Origin of the sequence: Streptomyces sp. NPDC005963, assembly GCF_040638655.1 — a bacterium.
Classification (GTDB): domain Bacteria; phylum Actinomycetota; class Actinomycetes; order Streptomycetales; family Streptomycetaceae; genus Streptomyces.
Genome location: NZ_JBEXVD010000002.1, coordinates 157,826 through 175,362 on the forward strand (window position 1 = coordinate 157,826; position 17,537 = coordinate 175,362).

Below are 17,537 nucleotides of genomic sequence, written 5' to 3' on the forward strand. Positions count from 1 at the left end.
GGCCCTGCCCTCCCGCCCTTCGGCCCGCGAGCCGAGCGAGGGAGAGCACCACGTGACCATCGCGCCTGCCGATCCGGTTTCAGGCACCGCCGACATCTCCGAGCAGATGCCGCAGCAGGTTCCCCCGTCGCGGAACGGCGAGGACGGACCGGGAACCGCACTGCTGCGGACCCTGACCGACCTGACCGCCGATCTGCCGGACACCGACCCCGGTCGGGTCGCCGCCGCCGCGCTGCGCGGACGGAACGCCGGATCGGACACGGCCGAACTCCGTGGGCTCGCCACCGACGCCGCCGCCGGACTGATCTCCGAGGACCCGGCGTACTCCCGACTCGCCGCCCGGCTGTTGACCCTCACCATCGCCGAGGAGGCCGAGAGCCAGGGGGCCTCCTGCTTCTCCGCGTCCGTCGCCGTCGGACACACCGAGGGTCTGATCGCCGACCGCACCGCCGCGTTCGTCACGCTCCACGCCGAACGCCTCGACGCCGTCCTCGACCCCACGGCCGACGACCGCTTCGGCTACTTCGGACTGCGCACCCTCTACAGCCGCTATCTGCTGCGCCACCCCATCACCCGTCAGGTCATCGAAACGCCGCAGCACTTCATGCTGCGCGTCGCCTGCGGTCTGGCCGAGGACGACTCCGTCCGCGCGCTCGACGAGGTCACCGCGCTGTACCGGCTGATGAGCCGGCTGGACTACCTGCCCTCGTCGCCCACCCTGTTCAACTCGGGCACCCGCCACCCGCAGATGTCGTCCTGCTACCTGCTGGACTCGCCCCTGGACGAACTGGATTCGATCTACGGCCGCTACCACCAGGTCGCCCGGCTCTCCAAGCACGCGGGCGGCATCGGGCTCTCGTACTCGCGCATCCGCGCCCGCGGCTCCCTGATCCGCGGGACCAACGGCCACTCCAACGGCATCGTGCCCTTCCTGAAGACGCTGGACGCCTCCGTGGCCGCCGTCAACCAGGGCGGTCGGCGCAAGGGCGCAGCCGCCGTCTATCTGGAGACCTGGCACGCGGACATCGAGGAGTTCCTGGAGCTGCGCGACAACACCGGCGAGGACGCCCGGCGCACCCACAACCTCAACCTCGCCCACTGGGTGCCGGACGAGTTCATGCGCCGGGTCGACGCCGACGGCGAGTGGTCGCTGTTCTCCCCCTCCGACGTGCCCGAACTCGTCGATCTGTGGGGCGATGAGTTCGACGCCGCGTACCGCGGCGCGGAGGCCCGCGGCCTGGCCCGCAAGACCATGCCGGCGCGTGAGCTCTACGGCCGGATGATGCGTACCCTCGCCCAGACCGGCAATGGCTGGATGACCTTCAAGGACGCCGCCAACCGCACCGCCAACCAGACCGCCGAACCGGGCCACACCGTCCATTCGTCGAATCTGTGCACGGAGATCCTGGAGGTCACCGACGACGGCGAGACCGCCGTCTGCAATCTGGGCTCGGTCAACCTGGGTGCCTTCGTCGTCGACGGCGCCGTCGACTGGGAGCGCCTCGACTCGACCGTCCGCACCGCCGTCACCTTCCTCGACCGCGTGGTGGACATCAACTTCTATCCGACCGAGCAGGCGGGCCGCTCCAACGCCCGCTGGCGTCCGGTGGGCCTCGGCGCCATGGGCCTCCAGGACGTCTTCTTCCAGCTGAAGCTGCCGTTCGACTCCCCCGCCGCCCGCGCGCTCTCCACCCAGATCGCCGAGCGGATCATGCTCGCCGCCTATGAGGCGTCCTGCTCCCTCGCCGAACGCCACGGCACCTTCCCCGCCTGGGAGAAGACCCGTACGGCCCGCGGGGTGCTGCACCCGGACCACTACGGCGTCGAACTGCACTGGCCCGAGCGCTGGGCCGCCCTGCGGGAGCGGGTCGCGGCGACGGGAATGCGCAACTCGCTGCTGCTGGCCATCGCCCCGACCGCGACCATCGCGTCCATCGCCGGCGTGTACGAGTGCATCGAGCCGCAGGTCTCCAACCTCTTCAAGCGCGAGACGCTCTCCGGTGAGTTCCTCCAGGTCAACAACTACCTGGTGGAGGAGCTCAAGCGGCTCGGCGTCTGGGACGCGACCACCCGGGAGGCGCTGCGCGAGTCCAACGGCTCGGTGCAGGGCTTCACCTGGGTACCGGCCGAGGTGCGCGAGCTGTACCGGACGGCCTGGGAGATCCCGCAGCGCGGTCTGATCGACATGGCCGCCGCGCGCACCCCGTTCCTCGACCAGTCGCAGTCGTTGAATCTCTTCCTGGAGACGCCGACCATCGGGAAGCTCAGCTCGATGTACGCCTATGCCTGGAAGAAGGGCCTGAAGACGACGTACTACCTGCGGTCACGGCCGGCGACCCGGATCGCCCGTGCGGCGTCCGGCTCCACGAACGCCGCGGCCGCTCCCGTCCCCGTCCCCCCGCAGCAGGCCCCCGAAGAGGCGGTCGCCTGCTCCCTGGAGAACCCCGAGTCCTGCGAGGCCTGCCAGTAATGTCCACCCCCCAGCCCGTCAAGAACCTGCTCGACCCCGGCTTCGAGCTCACCCTGCGCCCGATGCGCTACCCGGACTTCTACGAGCGCTACCGGGACGCGATCAAGAACACCTGGACCGTGGAGGAGGTCGACCTCCACTCGGACGTCTCCGACCTCGCCAAGATGACCCCGGCCGAGCAGCACCTCATCGGCCGGCTGGTCGCCTTCTTCGCGACCGGTGACTCGATCGTCGCCAACAACCTCGTGCTCACGCTGTACAAGCACATCAACTCCCCGGAGGCGCGGCTCTACCTCAGCCGTCAGCTCTTCGAGGAGGCCGTGCACGTCCAGTTCTATCTGACGCTGCTCGACACCTATCTGCCCGACCCGGAGGACCGCACCGCGGCGTTCGCGGCCGTGGAGAACATCCCGTCCATCCGTGAGAAGGCGCAGTTCTGCTTCCGTTGGATGGACTCGGTCGAGAAGATCGACCAGTTGGAGTCGCAGTCCGACCGGCGCCGGTTCCTACTCAATCTGATCTGCTTCGCCGCGTGCATCGAGGGGCTGTTCTTCTACGGCGCCTTCGCATACGTGTACTGGTTCCGCTCCCGCGGTCTGCTGCACGGCCTGGCCACCGGAACGAACTGGGTGTTCCGGGACGAGACCATGCACATGAACTTCGCGTTCGAGGTCGTGGACACGGTCCGCAAGGAGGAGCCGGAGCTCTTCGACGACGCCCTCCAGCAGCAGGTCACCGACATGCTGAAGGAGGCCGTGGAGGCCGAGCTCCAGTTCGGTCGGGACCTGTGCGGCGACGGACTGCCGGGCATGAACACCGAGTCGATGCGCGAGTATCTCCAGTGCGTCGCCGACCAGCGGCTCACCCGGCTCGGCTTCGCCCCGGTGTACGGCTCTCAGAACCCGTTCTCGTTCATGGAGTTGCAGGGCGTGCAGGAGCTGACGAACTTCTTCGAGCGTCGCCCGTCCGCGTACCAGGTGGCCGTCGAGGGGTCGGTCGATCTGGACGAGGACTTCTAAGAGGCCCGGGACCGCCAGGTCCCGCAAACGACCATGGGGACCCGATGATTCGGGTCCCCATGGTCGTTGCGCTCTCCACGCCTCGGTTCACCGCGGCCTACCGTCCGGCGTCGACCGTCCGTCCGGGGGCGATGGCGGCGTCCGCCGGGGCCAGCTCGACGGAACCCGGCCCGAGCTCGCCCGTGGTGGTGGCGACCGGGGTGAAGCGCACGGCAACGGCGGCCGGCCGGGTGCCGTCGACCCGGGTCGTCGGGGAGGGTCCGCGCTCGGCCGCCCGCAGTTGACGATCGACGGCACGATCACGGGCATGTCCGATAAGCGAAGGAAGTACTAGAAGAGCGAGAAGACCCATGACGATGAGGTAACCGAGGAATGTATGCATGTCCTCTACTCTCCCGCCGCCGCAGCAGAAAAGTCAGTGGCAGGACTGTCATGGACCATCGAATTACTGCCACACTCGATCCATGTTGAAGAATGTCGCCACCGTGCTCCTCGAAGGCGTACATCCCTTTGAACTCGGTGTGATCAGTGAGGTGTTCGGCCTCGACCGCAGCGAGGACGGCATGCCCGTCTACGACTTCGCGGTGGTCTCCGCAACACACCGGACCCTGGCCACCCACGCCGGCTTCTCCATCACCGCGCACCACGGCCTGGAACGGCTGGACAGCGCGGACCTCATCGCCGTACCCACGGGCGGTGACTATCCGACGCGCGACTATCCCGAGGACCTGCTGGTCGCCCTGCGCCGGGCCGTCGACCGTGGCGCCCGGGTGCTGAGCGTCTGCACCGGGGCCTTCATCCTCGGCGCTGCCGGGCTGCTCGACGGCCGCCGCTGCACCACCCACTGGCGTCACGCCACGGCACTCGCCGAACGCTATCCGCACGCCGTCGTCGACGCGGACGTGCTGTACGTCGACGAGGGGTCGATCATCACGTCGGCGGGCACGGCAGCGGCGATCGACGCCTCCATCCACGTACTGCGGCAGGAACACGGCCCGGAGATCGCCAACCACATCGCCCGGCGCATGGTGGTCCCGCCGCATCGGGACGGCGGCCAGGCCCAGTACATCGAACGGCCGCTGCCGCGCACCCGCTGCGACACCGTCGGGGACGTGCTCGGATGGATGGAACGCCATCTCGACCGGGAGATGAGCGTGGACCAACTCGCCGCCCGCGCGCACATGTCCACCCGCACCTTCGCCCGCCGCTTCCAGCAGGAGACCGGGACGACGCCGTACCGCTGGCTGCTGCGCCAGCGGGTGCTGCTCTCCCAGGAGCTGCTGGAGTCCACGGACGAAACCGTCGACGCGATCGCCAGCCGCTCGGGCTTCGGCAATGCGGCGGCCCTGCGCCACCACTTCCTGCGCACGCTCGGCACCACGCCGAACGCCTACCGCCGCACCTTCCGCGGTCCGGTTCCGGTGGCCTGAGGCGGCGGGGACACCCGGCTGGACGCGGGCCCCGACGCAGGTGCCGGGACCCGCTCGCCTCAGCTCAGTCGTTGGCGACGACCGCGTAGCGCGGGGTGCCCTCGGCCATCTGCCGCAGCGCGTCCTTGCGGTCCCGCTTGGAGAGCCGGTCGATGTACAGGTACCCGTACAGGTGGTCGGTCTCGTGCTGGAGGCAGCGGGCGAAGTAGCCCTGGCCGCGCACCTTGATGGGGTTGCCTTCGAGGTCCTGGCCGCGCACCACCGCGTAGTCGGGGCGGGCGAGCGAGGCGTAGGCGGTCGGGACGGAGAGGCAACCCTCGTTGGAGTCGTCGAGGTGACGCTCCTCGGGGGACAGTTCCTCCAGCACCGGATTGACGACGTACCCCACGTGGCGCACGCCGTCGTCGTCCGGGCAGTCGTAGACGAAGACCTTGAGGTCCACGCCGATCTGGTTGGCGGCCAGGCCCACGCCCTCGGCGGTGCGCTGGCTGGCGAACATGTCGTCGATCAGCGCAGCGAGCTTGTCGTCGAATTCGGTGACGTCCTTGCACTCCTTGTGGAGCACCGGATTGCCGACGACCGTGATGGGGTGCGAGGTACCGCGCTCGCGATGTGCGAGCTCACGTGCCTCGCAGTCTTCCGTGTCCACGACGAAACCATCATTGACCTGCTGGTCCGTCTCCTGCTGCGACGCCATGTCAGCCGTACGCCTTCCTCAGTACCTAGTGGATGCCCAGTGCCCGCCCGGTGGGGGCCATGTCTGCCAGCGTCAGCCGGTTGGTGCGGTCGCGCTGTGCCCCTCCACACTACGGGCAGCGTTCAGCAGACTTCTTCGAGATCACGCCACTCGCGGGTGTCCGGACTGTCGGAGACCCAGCCGTCCAGCAGGCCGCGCACCAGGCCGGCGGGGGCCGCGATGCCGCACTCGCGCTCCGGCGACCAGAGATCGCCCGACGTACGGTGGCCGAGCGGCCCGGGCTGACCCGGTTCGCTGTGGTCGTGCGGATCGAGGTGCTCCCCCTCGCCCTCGGCGCTCGGCATCCTGCTCTCGGAGCAGGCGCGGCAGAGCAGCCGTACGGACGAGGACCAGTCCTCGGCGGCGAACCCTGCGTCGGACGCCAACTGCTCCAGCGCGTCCCGATCGGCCTCGGTGGCGGCCTCCAGCAGCACCACCCAGGTCGGTACGGGGGAGGGCGCCCACAGCTCGATCTCGTCGAAGACGGGGTACGACGGTCCGGCGGAGGTGGTCCGCTCGCCGTTGGGCACCCCGTCGTGGAGGACGACCTCGCCCCAGCGGCGCCCGGAGGAGGGCAGCGGGATCGACAGGACTTCCATCCGGGCGGGGTCGAGCCGCCGTCCCCAGACGACCTCGGCCTCGCCCTCGGGCGAGAGCCGCACCGCCGCACTGCCGAGGTTCATGCCGACGGCGGCACCGCTCGGCCCTGCGCCCACACCCGTGCGGGTCGGCAGCCCGGGGACCTTCAGTCCGTATGCCTGCCAGGCCCGGCGGGCCAGTGGCCAGTCCTGTAGGGCGGTGGCTGCGATGCCCACGTTCCACCAGTCGGGGGCTCCGGTCTCCTTGTCCAGGAGGGCCACGGCCCGCAGCCCCGCTGCGCGCGCCTGCTCCCAGTCGTGCCGGAACTTGTGCAACAGCGCCAGGTTGAACCAGGACTCCGAGAGCCAGGGCTCCAGATCGGCGGCCCTGGTCAACAGCGCGCCCGCATCCTCGTACCGGCCGTCGCCGATCAGCGTGAACGCGCGGTCGGTGGCCTGCCGCCACGAGGCGGAGGGCCGATGCCGTACCTTCCCGAAGATCTTCACGATTCCCGCCTGCCGATCGCTCGGGGAAGTTCCCCCGGACGCTCTGTGTGTGTCTGCTTGACGCTGGTTCTCTGTCCTCTTTCGCATCCAACCATGCCCGGTCGACAGCTGGCTCATTACCCATGGGTTACCCAGGCTGGAGGGGTACCAGACCCGCCCGGAACGTACCCGGATCACCCTTGGCGGACCGGTGCCTGTGCACCCCGCGCCAACACCCTGGCCAGCGCTTCGACCACTTCTCGCTGATGATCGGCCCCGGGGGCGAGCCGCAGCCGCTCCAGAGCGCCCAGTGCCCCGCCCGCGCCCCCTCCGTGTGCCCCGGTGAGATCGTCGTACGCATTAGCCGTACGGACGATCCGGGCCGCCAGCGGCTGTTCGTGCGAGGGGTCGGCCTGGCGCTCCACGATGACGGCAACCGCGGGCGGTACTCCGGTCTGACGGGCCACGGCTCCGCTGAGCAGGGCGATCCGACGCTGTTCGGTTACGGGGAGTAGTGCGGTCGCTCCGTCGGGCACCGGATCCACCAGGGAGAGCTGGCCGATGTCGTGCATCAGGGCCGCGTACTCCAGGACGGTGAGGTCCTGCCCCGCGAGCCCCATCTCCCGGCCGACCGCGCAGCTCAGCTCGGCGACCCGGCGGGCGTGCCCCGGCGGGGTGTAGCCGGCGATCTCAGTGGCGCGGGCCAGCGAGACGATGGTCTGTCGATAGGTCGCGCGCACGCCTTCGTACCGCCGGAAGGAGAGCTGGGTGAGCAGGAGAGGTACGCAGAAGACGGGCAGCGCCCAGAGCCCGGCGGCGGCGACGGCCAGGGCGATGACGGCACCGGTGGCGCAGACCGCCGAGCCGATGCCGAGCAGCGCGCGCAGCTCTTCCCGGAGCAGGGACAGATAGGGGAAGCCGGTGCGGGCGCGGGTCATCACGGCGGCGAGCACTGCGTCGCACAGGGCCGTGAGGAGCAGCAGCACCAACAGGAACACCGCGTAGGAGGACTCGTCCGACCACAGGGGCAGCTCGCCCGAGTTGTACAGCGGCTGGAAGCAGACCGCGGCGAACCCGACGGTGAGGACCCGACGGACAACGTGGTCGGGTGACGGGCCCCTGCCGCGCGCCACATGGGGGACGATGCCGGTGAGCACGGCGGCGAAGACGACGGTGGTGACCTGGAAGACGCCATGGCTGGTGGGACCGCCGCCGCACTCGCCGAGCAGGGCGTACGCCAGTGCTCCGGCGGCTCCGAGCGGTGCGGCTTCGCGCTCCGATGGGACGGTGCCGCAGCGGGCCAGTTCACCGATGGCGATCAGGGCGCCGAAGGCCAGTGCCGCGGCCGGTTGGTGGATTCCGTGCCACAGGGTGGCGGCGAGGGCGGTGCAGACCAGCGCGCCGGCCGCGAGGTAGATGAGTGCGATCACGGTCGCGCCGGTGACCCCGGGTGCGGATATCGGGCCGGCCGTGCCCCCGAAGGGGCGTGGGTCGACTGCGGGAGGGGGTGTCATCCGGAGTCTCCCGGGGGGCGTTCGGCGGGGCCGGCGCGGTGCGCGGACGCTTCGTCGGTGGCTGCCCACCGGCCCGCGCTGCCGTGGGCGAACACCCGCACGGGCTGGGTCGGGATGTCATGGGCTGCGGGCCGGTCGAGCCGCCCCCACGGCCCCTGGGGCGGCGGCTCGTCGGAGGTGACCTCGGTCTCCCAGCCGTGCCGGTCGAGCGCACGGACGAGCGCGTGCACCATGCGGGGGTCGAACTGGGTGCCCGCGCAGCGCTCCAGTTCGGCGAGGGCGGTGGAGACCGGTCGGGCACGGCGGTAGGAGCGGGTGGAGGTCATGGCGTCGAAGGCGTCGGCGACGGCCACCACGCGGGCGCACTCGGGGATGTCGTCCCCGGCCAGTCCGTAGGGGTAGCCGGTGCCGTCGACCCGCTCGTGGTGGTGCAGGATCGCGGCGCGGGCCTCGCCGAGGAAGTCGATGCCGCGCACGATCTCGTGACCGTACTCCGGGTGCAGTTCGATGACCCGCCGCTCCTCGGGAGTGAGGGGGCCCTCCTTGCGCAGCACGCGGGTGGGGACGCCGAGCTTGCCCACGTCGTGCAGGATTCCGGCGAACCGGATGACCTCGATCCGGTCCTCGTCGAGATCCAGTTCACGGGCGATGAGGACCGAGGCACGGCCGACGCGCTCGCTGTGGCCACGGGTGTAGCGGTCCTTGATGTCGACGGCTTGCACCAGGGCGCGGATGGTGGCCTGGTAGGCGGTGCGTTCCCGGCTGTACTGGGCGAACAGCCAGCAGGAGATGTACATGGGGAGCAGGACGAAGAGGGCGGACGGCCATCCGTAGGGGCTCTGCCAGAGCACGGCCATCATCAGTCCGGCCAGCCCGTGCACCAGGTGGGGCAGGAGTGCACCGAGGACGGGGCCGTGCCAGCCGGCCCGCAGGGGGGTGCGTTCGGCGGTGGCGAGGATGCCGGCTTCCAGGACGGTCAGCACCAGGCAGAAGGCGAGCGCGCCGGCCGCGCCGGGCAGCAGGACCAGCGGGAAGTCGAGGTGGGCGGGGCTCGGGTCGGCACCGGGCGCGCTATGGCCGCCCAGCAGGTCGTAGGTCTGTGCGGCGCCCCAGATGGCGAGGGCCAGTTGCGCGGCGCGCCAGATGCGGCGCAGCGCGGCGGGGCGGCGTTGGACCTGTCCGACCAGGGCCCCGGGCACGGCGACCAGGAGCGCGGCGGCCGGCGGCAGCAGAAACGCAGCGGCCAGCAGGACGGGGAAGAAGGATCCCGCGCTGACCGGGACGGACCGGCCCAGATGTCGGCAGCGGGCGGGCAGCTCACACAGGGCGTACAGCCCTGCGAGCAGCGCCACCGCCACCCAGTCGATGCCGGCTCCCGGCCGCAGCGCGGGCAGGGCGAGCATCACGGTGCTGAGCACGGCGCAGAGAATGTACGCGTGTGCTGCGGCCGGTACGGACCTCAACTCCCCGCCCCCTTCTCACCTCGCGCGTCACGCTAGCGAGTTGGGGCGCCTGGGGCGGGTGGTCGGGGGATCGTTCGCACAGACGAGTGACACCGGGCGCGTACGAAGGTGTCGTACAGGTGTTCTCTTCGGATACTCGGCGGTAGGGGTACGGCAAAGGGTGCCCCGCAGCCACTGCGACGCACCCTCGGCGGGCGTCCTTCCGGACGCCCTCGGTCACTCGCCCTGGGCCTGCCCCGGACCGACCGAGGCACGGGACGCGCCCTGTACGTCCTCGTCGGGCACGGTCTGCCCCGAGCGGATCAGATCGATCCGACCCATGACCTTCGCCCGCAGGTCAGAGGGCACGTCGTCCTGCCCGCAGCAACGCTTGACGAGCTTCTTCACGGCCTGTTCCAGACCGTACTTCTCCAGGCAGGGAGAGCACTCCTCGAAGTGGACCTCGAACTTGGTGCAGTCACTGTCGGGCATCTCGCGGTCGAGGAACTCGTAGAGGTGGTCGAGAACCTCCGAGCAGTCCGTCTCGTGCGGATCTCCGCAGCTCATGAGCCCGAGCCTTTCGCTTCGTTCGACTCCCCCGCACCGGCCGGGACGAGCCCACGCTCGCGGGCGTAGTCCTCCAACATGCCGCGCAGTTGGCGACGGCCCCGGTGCAGGCGGGACATCACCGTCCCGATGGGTGTACCCATGATGTCCGCGATCTCCTTGTACGCAAAGCCTTCTACGTCGGCAAGATAGACCGCGATGCGGAACTCCTCCGGAATGGCCTGGAGCGCGGCCTTCACGTCGGAATCCGGAAGATGATCGAGGGCCTGGGACTCGGCGGAACGCAGACCGGTCGACATGTGCGACTCGGCGCGCGCCAGCTGCCAGTCCTCGATCTCCTCGGCAGCGCTGCGCTGGGGCTCGCGCTGCTTCTTGCGGTACGAGTTGATGAACGTGTTCGTCAGGATCCGGTACAGCCACGCCTTGAGGTTGGTGCCCTCACGGAACTGGTGGAACGAGCCGTACGCCTTGGCGTAGGTCTCCTGAACGAGATCCTCGGCATCGGCCGGATTGCGCGTCATGCGCAGCGCGGCGGAGTACATCTGGTCCAGGAAGCCGAGGGCGTCCCGCTCGAAACGGGCGTTGCGCTCCGCAGCCGTCTCCGCGGGCCGTGACGTCTCCGCGGGCTCTGCGTCTGCCTGTGCCGCCTGGCCGTCGTCGGTCCCAGTGACCGGACCCACCTCCTCCAACGCTGTGGCGGGACCGAAGGTGGACCCGCTCGAATCGGAGAATAGTCGACCTTCGGTGGCACGCTCCTGTCGACCGGCTCCGCCCGGCGCCCGAACAGGGGCGGTCTTCGCCGCCGTGAGCACGGTCCACTCCAGGTCAGCGGTGTGCGTACGGCGGGGGCAGATGGTCGAACTCATGCGAGGTACTCCCTACTCCGAGCTCGGATGACCGAGGTCCTGACATCCGCTGCAACAGAGCCGGGGCACCCGACATTCCCGTCCGCGTCACGCCTCGCCCAACAGGGGGCGCAGCCACTCCCGTACGGCTTCGGTGATGATCGTCACGGTTTCCCGTTCGGTCTGCCCCGAGCGCTTGGGTACGGCAAAGGCATGATCGGCGTGGGGGACTTCCGTGAGCGCGTACGCCCCTTCGGGGAACTCGTCGGGGGTGCCGAAGGGGTCTCGGGCGCCCTGGACGACGAGCGTGGGGACGCCGGTGTCGAGGAGTTCCGCCGCCCGGGACCGCTCGGGACGTCCCGGCGGGTGGAGGGGGAAGGCCAGGGCGAGGACGGCGGCGGCGAGTTCCGTCGCCAGTCGGCAGGCGACCCGGGCTCCTGCGCTGCGTCCCCCGGCGACGACCGGGAGGCCGGGGCCGGCCAGGGTCGGCCACACGCCACGCCAGCCGCGGTCGAGGGTGGCGGGGGCGGGGGCGACCTTCTTCCCGGCCACGCGCCAGGGCTGCTCCACGAGGGCGACGCTCACCCCGTCGAAGGGGAGCGCGGCGGCGAGGCCCGCCAGATCGCGGGCGTGGACACCGCCGCCCGCCCCATGGCCGAGTGCGAGCACGAGCCGCGGGCGGGCGGCGTGGTGCCAGTTGATGCGGGCGGTCCCGGCGTCGGTCTCGACCTGCTCCGTGCTCCGGGCGTGCGGTGCGGGTGCTGCGGGTGTGGCGGACGCTTCAGTCATGTGCTCGACGCCGTCGCCGCCCGCCGGTTTCCGGGCGGGCTGGGCAGTCTGGCGCGTCCGGGCTGCGGGGGCGCTGGTGCGGCGGTTGGTCACTGTCCCATCCTGCCCCGGGCGACCGGCGTCGTCGGGCAGCACGCACGGGACGGGTGAAACGTACCGGACCAGACAGGGCCGGACAGGATCAGGACCGGGCCGGACTGCCCGACCCACGAGCGGGGCGACCTGCGGGCCGGTGCCGTCAGAACAGCGTGCTCTCCTCCGGCGCGGCCAGCTCCGCCAGCAGTTCCGGCCCGTTGTTGCGGACATTGCTCACGGCCGTGGGGACGGCGTAGGCCCGCATCAGCCCCTCGGGCGGCGGCGTCAGCAGCGACTTCAGCTCCTCCACGTCCGTGCGCGAGGGGTCCAACCAGTCGTCCCAGCGGTCCGGGGTCAACATCAGCGGCATCCGGGGGTGGATGTCGGCCAGCGACCGCGGGCCCTCGGCGGGTGCCACCCCGAGCGGCCCCTGCTCCGCCTCGGTCGTGAGCACCGTGCAGGTGACCCACCAGGCCCGGGGGTGATCGTCGGGAAGGGTGCGGTCCCGCCAGAACTCGTACAGGCCCGCCATGGCGAAGACCGAACCGTCCGCGGGTGTGACGAAGTACGGCTGCTTGCGGGGCCGCTTCTTCTTCCCCGCCTCTTCCAGCTGCCGCTCGTCGACGCCGGTGACCCACTCGTAGTAGCCGTCGGCGGGCAGGATGCAGCGGCGCGAGGCGAAGGGGCGGCGGAAGGAGGGCTTCTCGTGCACGGTCTCGGACCGTGCGTTGATCATCCGGGCTGCGCCCTCGGGACTCTTCGCCCAGGACGGCACAAGACCCCACTTCAAGGTGCGCAGCTGGCGAACCGGACGCGGGTCGTCGGCGTCTTTCAGAGGGCGTTCGAGGATCGCGTAGACCTCTTTGGTCGGCGCCACGTTCCAATCGGGGGCCAGGGTCTCCTTCGGCTCCCACTGCTCCACGTCGAAGACCCCGACCAGGTCCTCGGGCTTACGACTCGCCGCATACCGTCCGCACATAACTGCAACACTGCCACTTCGGAACGCCGTCCAAGGAGCCGCCCCAGAAATGGATGAGATCCATTCCGCTTACCGTGAGTCCCTGGCTTCCGCCGCGCCCGACGGCCGGACGGACCAGACCCTGGCCGCCGACTCCATCGGGCCATCACTCGGCGATCTCTGGGACCGGGTCATCAGCACCCAGCCCGCCCCCGAACAGTGGCTCGTCATAGCCACCGCGGTGCTCGCGCTCGTCGCGGTCGCACCGCGCCCCCTGTGGCGACTCTCCCGCAACGCCATCACCATCGCCCACGAGGGCGGCCACGGTCTGATCGCCCTGCTGACCGGCCGCAGCCTGGAAGGCATCCGGCTCCACTCGGACACCAGCGGCCTCACCGTCAGCCGCGGCAAGCCCACCGGCATCGGCATGATCCTCACCGCCGCCGCCGGATACACCGCCCCGCCGCTCCTCGGCCTCGGCGGCGCCTGGCTCCTCTCGGCCGGGCACATCACCCTGCTCCTCTGGCTGGCCACCGCGCTGCTCCTGCTGATGCTGGTCATGATCCGCAATGCGTACGGCGCGCTGACCGTGATCCTCACCGGAGCGGCCTTCCTGCTGATCTCCTGGCTGGCCGGCACCGAGGTCCAAGCGGGCTTCGCGTACACGGCGGTCTGGTTCCTGCTGCTGGGAGGCGTCCGCCCGTCCTTCGAACTCCAGGTCAAGCGCCGCCACGGCGGAGCGCCCGACTCCGACGCCGACCAACTCGCCCGGCTCACCCATGCCCCGGCCGTCCTGTGGCTCCTGCTGTTCCACGCGGTGGCGGCCTGCTCGCTGATCGGCGGCGCACGCTGGCTGCTGGCCCTGTAGGCGTCGTGCACGGTTTCGCCAGCATTTGATCAAACAGGCGGTCGTCCCGGAGCCACTAAAGTAAAGGCCATGACCGAAGCCTCCGTGCACCCCGCCCTCTGGCCCGCCCCGCTCGCGACCGGAGCCGTCGACGCGACGGTGACCGTGCCCGGATCGAAATCGGTCACCAACCGCGCCCTGGTACTCGCGGCACTCGCCGCGGAGCCCGGCTGGCTGCGCCGCCCCCTGCGGTCCCGTGACACGCTGCTGATGGCCCAGGCACTGCGCGCGCTCGGCGTCGGCATCGAAGAGGGCGTCGGTGCGGACGGCGAGGGCGAGGTCTGGCGGGTCATCCCGGCAGGGCTCCACGGCCCCGCCACCGTCGACGTAGGCAACGCCGGCACGGTGATGCGCTTCCTGCCCCCCGTTGCCACCCTCGCCGACGGCCCGATCCGCTTCGACGGCGACCCGCGTTCCTACGAGCGCCCCCTCCACGGAGTGATCGACGCCCTGCGGGCCCTCGGTGCCCGCATCGACGACGACGGCCGCGGCGCACTGCCGCTGACCGTCCACGGCGGCGGGGCGCTCGACGGCGGCCCGGTGGAGATCGACGCCTCGTCGTCCTCGCAGTTCGTCTCCGCGCTGCTGCTCTCCGCACCCCGGTTCAACCAGGGCGTGGAGGTGCGGCACATCGGCGCCACCTTGCCGTCCATGCCCCACATCCGGATGACCGTGGACATGCTGCGGGCCGTGGGAGCGCAGGTGGACGAGCCGGAGACGGGCGGCGAGCCCAACGTCTGGCGGGTCTCCCCCTCGGCCGTCCTCGGCCGTGACGTCACGATCGAGCCCGATCTGTCCAACGCCCAGCCGTTCCTCGCCGCCGCCCTGATCACCGGCGGCCGGGTCACCGTCCCTGACTGGCCCGAGCGCACCACCCAGCCCGGCGACGCCCTGCGCACGATCTTCACCGACATGGGCGGCTCCTGCGAACTGACGGACGCCGGTCTCACCTTCACCGGCACCGGCCGGATCCACGGCATCGACGTGGACCTCGGCGAAGTGGGTGAGCTCACCCCTGTGATCGCCGCTGTCGCCGCGCTGGCCGACTCGCCGTCCACCCTGCGGGGAGTGGCTCACCTGCGGCTCCACGAGACGGACCGGCTGGCCGCGCTCACCAAGGAGATCAACGAACTGGGCGGCGATGTCACGGAGACCGAGGACGGGCTCCACATCCGCCCCCGCCCCCTGCGCGGCGGTGTGTTCCACACCTACGACGACCACCGGATGGCCACCGCGGGCTCGGTGATCGGGCTCGCCGTCGACGGCGTCCGGATCGAGAACGTGGCGACCACCGCGAAGACCCTGCCCGATTTCCCGCGCATGTGGGCGGACATGCTCGGAGCGGGAAGCTGAACGGGAACTGAGATGCGGCGCTACGGCAAGAACCCCGACGAGGACGACGTACGTGTCCGCCCCAACCGCAAGGGCAACCGACCGCGGACCAACATCCGCCCCAAGCACGAGGACGCCAGCGAGGGCATGGTCCTCACCGTCGACCGGGGACGGCTCACCTGCCTCGTCGGCGACCGGGTCGTCGTTGCGATGAAGGCCCGGGAGTTGGGTCGCAAGGCGGCGGTGGTCGGCGACCGGGTCTCCATCGTCGGCGACCTCACCGGGGACAAGGACACCCTGGCCCGCATCGTCCGCATCAGTGCACGGACCTCCGTGCTCCGCCGCACCGCCGATGACGACGACCCCTTCGAGCGGGTCGTCGTCGCCAACGCCGACCAGTTGGCGATCGTGACCGCCCTCGCTGACCCCGAGCCCCGCCCCCGGATGATCGACCGCTGTCTGGTGGCCGCGTACGACGGCGGCTTGGACCCTCTGCTCGTCCTCACCAAGTCCGACCTCGCGTCCGCGGACGAACTGTTGGAGATGTACGGGGCGCTGGGCGTCCCCCATGTGGTGACCAGTAGGGAGGAGTTCAGCGACGGGGTCGCGGCCGACCTGGTGCGCGAGCATCTGTCCGGTCGCACCACCGCCTTCGTCGGGCATTCGGGCGTCGGCAAGACGACGCTGGTCAACGCCCTCGTACCGGAGGAGCGCCGACGCACCACGGGCCATGTCAACGCGGTCACCGGCCGGGGCCGGCACACCACCACGTCGGCGCTCGCCCTCCCCCTGGCGGACGAGAAGGGCGGCTGGGTCATCGACACCCCGGGAGTGCGCTCCTTCGGGCTGAACCACGTGGACCCGTCCCGGGTGATCCTCGCCTTCCCCGACCTCGAACCGGGTACGGCGAACTGCCCGCGCTCGTGCAGTCACGACGAACCGGAGTGTGCGCTGGATGCCTGGGTGGCCGAGGGCCATGCCGATCCGGCCCGGTTGTACTCGCTCCGGCGGCTGCTTTCGACCCGTGAGCGACGCGAGGGCGACTGACGACGCGCGAGTGAGTGACGCCATGAGGGTGACAGGCGACGCGAGAGCGACAGGAGCGTGCATTCGCGAGCTTCGGATATCGATACGGGCATAATCACATCAAGCCCTATGAAGTGTTACGAAGTACGACGAAGCAGTCACCGACTGATGGAGGCGCCATGGCGTGGCTGCTCGTGGTGGTCGCCGGGGTTCTGGAGACGGGATTCGCCGTCTGTCTGAAGCTCTCGCACGGGTTCACCCGTCTCTGGCCGACCATCGCCTTCGCCGCCTTCGCCCTCGGCAGCTTCGGATTGTTAACGCTCGCGCTGAAGAAGCTCGACGTGGGTCCGGCGTACGCGGTGTGGACGGGCATCGGCGCAGCGGGCACGGCGATCTACGGCATGGTCTTCCTGGACGACGTGGTCTCGGCACTCAAGATCGTCTCCATTTCCCTGGTGGTCATCGGAGTCATCGGGCTCCAGTTGTCGGGCTCGGCACACTGACACTCCGTAGGACCTGAAAACGGGTCGACCGGGCCGCCCGGGTCAGGTCAGGTCAGTCGACCGCGGAGCACAGCAGCGGGCGCACGGTCGCGGCACGGACGTCTCCCACCGGAGCGACGACGAGGGACAGCGTGAGCCGGACCGCGAACTCACAGCCACGAGCGGACTCGGGCGACTCCCGGGGCGCGGAGCAGTCCAACCCGTCCGCCGTCAGAGTGGCGCAGAGGCGGTCCCGCACCAGGGCGACCATCTCACCCGGCGTCACCGGGCCGGCGTCGAAGGCTCTGCCGTTCTGGACGGGCCTGGGCTCGGGGAGCCGATCGTCCCAGCAGCCGGTGAGGAGGGCGCGCAACAGGCGGTTCGCCGCCGCCTCCTGGACCGTCCACTCAGCCAGGGCCGCCCAGCGCCGCGCACCGATGTCGGAGGACTCCCCCACGGCGGCCCTCGCCTCGGGCGCCGCAGGATCGTCCACGCGCGATAAGCGCGGCCGGTCGGGGGGCGCGGCCAGCAGTTGGTCGACGCCCCGGAGATAGGCGTCCGCCTCACGCTGCACCAATGCCCGCGCCAGCCCGTCTTTGCCACCGAACTCGTTGTAGAGCGTCTGGCGGGACAGCCCGGCGGCGGCTGCGACGTCCACCATCCGCACCGCGGACCACGGCCGTTGCGCCAGGGCTTCGAGGGCGGCGTTGAGCAGGGACTCTCGGGCTGACGGCATATCGCCTCCCCGGCCGGAGGAACGGGATCGGGCGTCCGGCCCCGCGTACGGCTCTTCACCCAGACTTGGGGTGCGGTCCTGGAGTGTCAAGGGTGGCTGCCCGGCCCCGACCGTACGCCCGCCCATCCGCCGGGACCCCTGCCGC

At 70.5% G+C, this 17,537-nt stretch carries 17 protein-coding genes; 7 read left to right on the forward strand and 10 right to left on the reverse strand.

Annotated features, from left to right (window positions below; all coding sequences use genetic code 11):
- The first annotated feature begins 52 nt into the window (after positions 1–52).
- Both ABZ348_RS03935 and ABZ348_RS03940 read left to right on the forward strand, forming a co-directional pair.
- Positions 53–2,470 carry a ribonucleoside-diphosphate reductase subunit alpha gene (locus ABZ348_RS03935; protein ID WP_358929039.1) on the forward strand — a complete coding sequence of 806 codons (2,418 nt, stop codon included), beginning with the start codon at positions 53–55 and terminating at the stop codon, positions 2,468–2,470.
- Complete coding sequence (locus tag ABZ348_RS03940; protein ID WP_358929041.1) at positions 2,470–3,489, forward strand: ribonucleotide-diphosphate reductase subunit beta; 1,020 nt, start codon at positions 2,470–2,472, stop codon at positions 3,487–3,489. Before ABZ348_RS03935 ends, ABZ348_RS03940 begins: the two co-directional genes overlap by 1 nt.
- A gap of 97 nt (positions 3,490–3,586) precedes the next feature.
- Here ABZ348_RS03940 and ABZ348_RS03945 read toward each other — a convergent pair whose 3' ends face one another.
- Positions 3,587–3,871, reverse strand: coding sequence for a hypothetical protein (locus ABZ348_RS03945; RefSeq protein WP_358929043.1), 285 nt, complete (start codon positions 3,869–3,871; stop codon positions 3,587–3,589).
- 82 nt (positions 3,872–3,953) lie between these two features.
- Here ABZ348_RS03945 and ABZ348_RS03950 point away from each other — a divergent pair, with 82 nt between their 5' ends.
- Positions 3,954–4,919: a helix-turn-helix domain-containing protein gene (locus ABZ348_RS03950; RefSeq protein WP_358929045.1), complete on the forward strand. Its 966-nt coding sequence runs from the start codon at positions 3,954–3,956 to the stop codon at positions 4,917–4,919.
- A gap of 64 nt (positions 4,920–4,983) precedes the next feature.
- On the opposite strand, the gene def is transcribed toward ABZ348_RS03950, so the two are convergent.
- The 8 genes from def to ABZ348_RS03990 all read right to left on the reverse strand — a co-directional run bounded on the left by def (position 4,984) and on the right by ABZ348_RS03990 (position 12,930).
- Complete coding sequence (gene def / locus ABZ348_RS03955; RefSeq protein WP_358929047.1) at positions 4,984–5,616, reverse strand: peptide deformylase; 633 nt, start codon at positions 5,614–5,616, stop codon at positions 4,984–4,986.
- Between the two features lie 122 nt (positions 5,617–5,738).
- Complete coding sequence (locus tag ABZ348_RS03960; RefSeq protein ID WP_358929049.1) at positions 5,739–6,740, reverse strand: hypothetical protein; 1,002 nt, start codon at positions 6,738–6,740, stop codon at positions 5,739–5,741.
- Positions 6,741–6,913: 173 nt separating this feature from the next.
- The gene (locus tag ABZ348_RS03965) at positions 6,914–8,233 is read right to left on the reverse strand and encodes an HD domain-containing protein (protein ID WP_358929051.1); all 1,320 of its coding nucleotides are present in this window, start codon (positions 8,231–8,233) and stop codon (positions 6,914–6,916) included.
- Entirely contained in the window at positions 8,230–9,696 is a 1,467-nt protein-coding gene (locus ABZ348_RS03970) for an HD-GYP domain-containing protein (protein ID WP_358929053.1), read from the reverse strand. The genes ABZ348_RS03965 and ABZ348_RS03970 overlap by 4 nt, the downstream gene beginning before the upstream one ends.
- Before the next feature lie 216 nt (positions 9,697–9,912).
- Entirely contained in the window at positions 9,913–10,242 is a 330-nt protein-coding gene (gene rsrA / locus ABZ348_RS03975; protein ID WP_358929055.1) for a mycothiol system anti-sigma-R factor, read from the reverse strand.
- Positions 10,239–11,108: a sigma-70 family RNA polymerase sigma factor gene (locus tag ABZ348_RS03980; protein WP_358929057.1), complete on the reverse strand. Its 870-nt coding sequence runs from the start codon at positions 11,106–11,108 to the stop codon at positions 10,239–10,241. The genes rsrA and ABZ348_RS03980 overlap by 4 nt, the downstream gene beginning before the upstream one ends.
- A gap of 87 nt (positions 11,109–11,195) precedes the next feature.
- Positions 11,196–11,876: an alpha/beta family hydrolase gene (locus ABZ348_RS03985; RefSeq protein ID WP_358929059.1), complete on the reverse strand. Its 681-nt coding sequence runs from the start codon at positions 11,874–11,876 to the stop codon at positions 11,196–11,198.
- Positions 11,877–12,114: 238 nt separating this feature from the next.
- Complete coding sequence (locus ABZ348_RS03990) at positions 12,115–12,930, reverse strand: SOS response-associated peptidase (RefSeq protein ID WP_358929061.1); 816 nt, start codon at positions 12,928–12,930, stop codon at positions 12,115–12,117.
- Positions 12,931–12,979: 49 nt separating this feature from the next.
- Between ABZ348_RS03990 and ABZ348_RS03995 the strand changes: the two genes are divergently transcribed.
- The 4 genes from ABZ348_RS03995 (at position 12,980) to ABZ348_RS04010 (ending at position 16,677) form a co-directional block, all read left to right on the forward strand.
- Positions 12,980–13,777: a M50 family metallopeptidase gene (locus ABZ348_RS03995; protein WP_358929063.1), complete on the forward strand. Its 798-nt coding sequence runs from the start codon at positions 12,980–12,982 to the stop codon at positions 13,775–13,777.
- Positions 13,778–13,846: 69 nt separating this feature from the next.
- Positions 13,847–15,169 carry a 3-phosphoshikimate 1-carboxyvinyltransferase gene (gene aroA / locus ABZ348_RS04000; protein WP_358929065.1) on the forward strand — a complete coding sequence of 441 codons (1,323 nt, stop codon included), beginning with the start codon at positions 13,847–13,849 and terminating at the stop codon, positions 15,167–15,169.
- A gap of 12 nt (positions 15,170–15,181) precedes the next feature.
- The gene (rsgA, locus tag ABZ348_RS04005; RefSeq protein WP_358929067.1) at positions 15,182–16,195 is read left to right on the forward strand and encodes a ribosome small subunit-dependent GTPase A; all 1,014 of its coding nucleotides are present in this window, start codon (positions 15,182–15,184) and stop codon (positions 16,193–16,195) included.
- 158 nt (positions 16,196–16,353) lie between these two features.
- On the forward strand, positions 16,354–16,677 hold the full coding sequence (locus ABZ348_RS04010) for a multidrug efflux SMR transporter (protein ID WP_358929069.1): 324 nt from the start codon (positions 16,354–16,356) through the stop codon (positions 16,675–16,677).
- 52 nt (positions 16,678–16,729) lie between these two features.
- Here the strand turns inward: ABZ348_RS04010 and ABZ348_RS04015 are convergent, their stop codons facing one another.
- A complete protein-coding gene (locus ABZ348_RS04015) occupies positions 16,730–17,392 on the reverse strand; it encodes a TetR/AcrR family transcriptional regulator (RefSeq protein ID WP_358929071.1) in 663 nt (220 codons plus the stop codon).
- Positions 17,393–17,537: the final 145 nt, after the last annotated feature.

Excerpts from the sequence above, each read along its gene's own strand:
- ABZ348_RS04015 (WP_358929071.1), bottom strand. The coding sequence starts at position 17,392 with ATGCCGTCAGCCCGAGAGTCCCTGCTCAACGCCGCCCTCGAAGCCCTG.
- ABZ348_RS03980 (WP_358929057.1), bottom strand. The coding sequence starts at position 11,108 with ATGAGTTCGACCATCTGCCCCCGCCGTACGCACACCGCTGACCTGGAG.
- ABZ348_RS03990 (WP_358929061.1), bottom strand. The coding sequence starts at position 12,930 with ATGTGCGGACGGTATGCGGCGAGTCGTAAGCCCGAGGACCTGGTCGGG.
- ABZ348_RS03940 (WP_358929041.1), top strand. The coding sequence starts at position 2,470 with ATGTCCACCCCCCAGCCCGTCAAGAACCTGCTCGACCCCGGCTTCGAG.
- ABZ348_RS03985 (WP_358929059.1), bottom strand. The coding sequence starts at position 11,876 with ATGACTGAAGCGTCCGCCACACCCGCAGCACCCGCACCGCACGCCCGG.
- ABZ348_RS03945 (WP_358929043.1), bottom strand. The coding sequence starts at position 3,871 with ATGCATACATTCCTCGGTTACCTCATCGTCATGGGTCTTCTCGCTCTT.
- rsgA (WP_358929067.1), top strand. The coding sequence starts at position 15,182 with ATGCGGCGCTACGGCAAGAACCCCGACGAGGACGACGTACGTGTCCGC.
- ABZ348_RS03950 (WP_358929045.1), top strand. The coding sequence starts at position 3,954 with ATGTTGAAGAATGTCGCCACCGTGCTCCTCGAAGGCGTACATCCCTTT.
- def (WP_358929047.1), bottom strand. The coding sequence starts at position 5,616 with ATGGCGTCGCAGCAGGAGACGGACCAGCAGGTCAATGATGGTTTCGTC.
- ABZ348_RS03995 (WP_358929063.1), top strand. The coding sequence starts at position 12,980 with ATGGATGAGATCCATTCCGCTTACCGTGAGTCCCTGGCTTCCGCCGCG.
- aroA (WP_358929065.1), top strand. The coding sequence starts at position 13,847 with ATGACCGAAGCCTCCGTGCACCCCGCCCTCTGGCCCGCCCCGCTCGCG.
- rsrA (WP_358929055.1), bottom strand. The coding sequence starts at position 10,242 with ATGAGCTGCGGAGATCCGCACGAGACGGACTGCTCGGAGGTTCTCGAC.
- ABZ348_RS04010 (WP_358929069.1), top strand. The coding sequence starts at position 16,354 with ATGGCGTGGCTGCTCGTGGTGGTCGCCGGGGTTCTGGAGACGGGATTC.
- ABZ348_RS03965 (WP_358929051.1), bottom strand. The coding sequence starts at position 8,233 with ATGACACCCCCTCCCGCAGTCGACCCACGCCCCTTCGGGGGCACGGCC.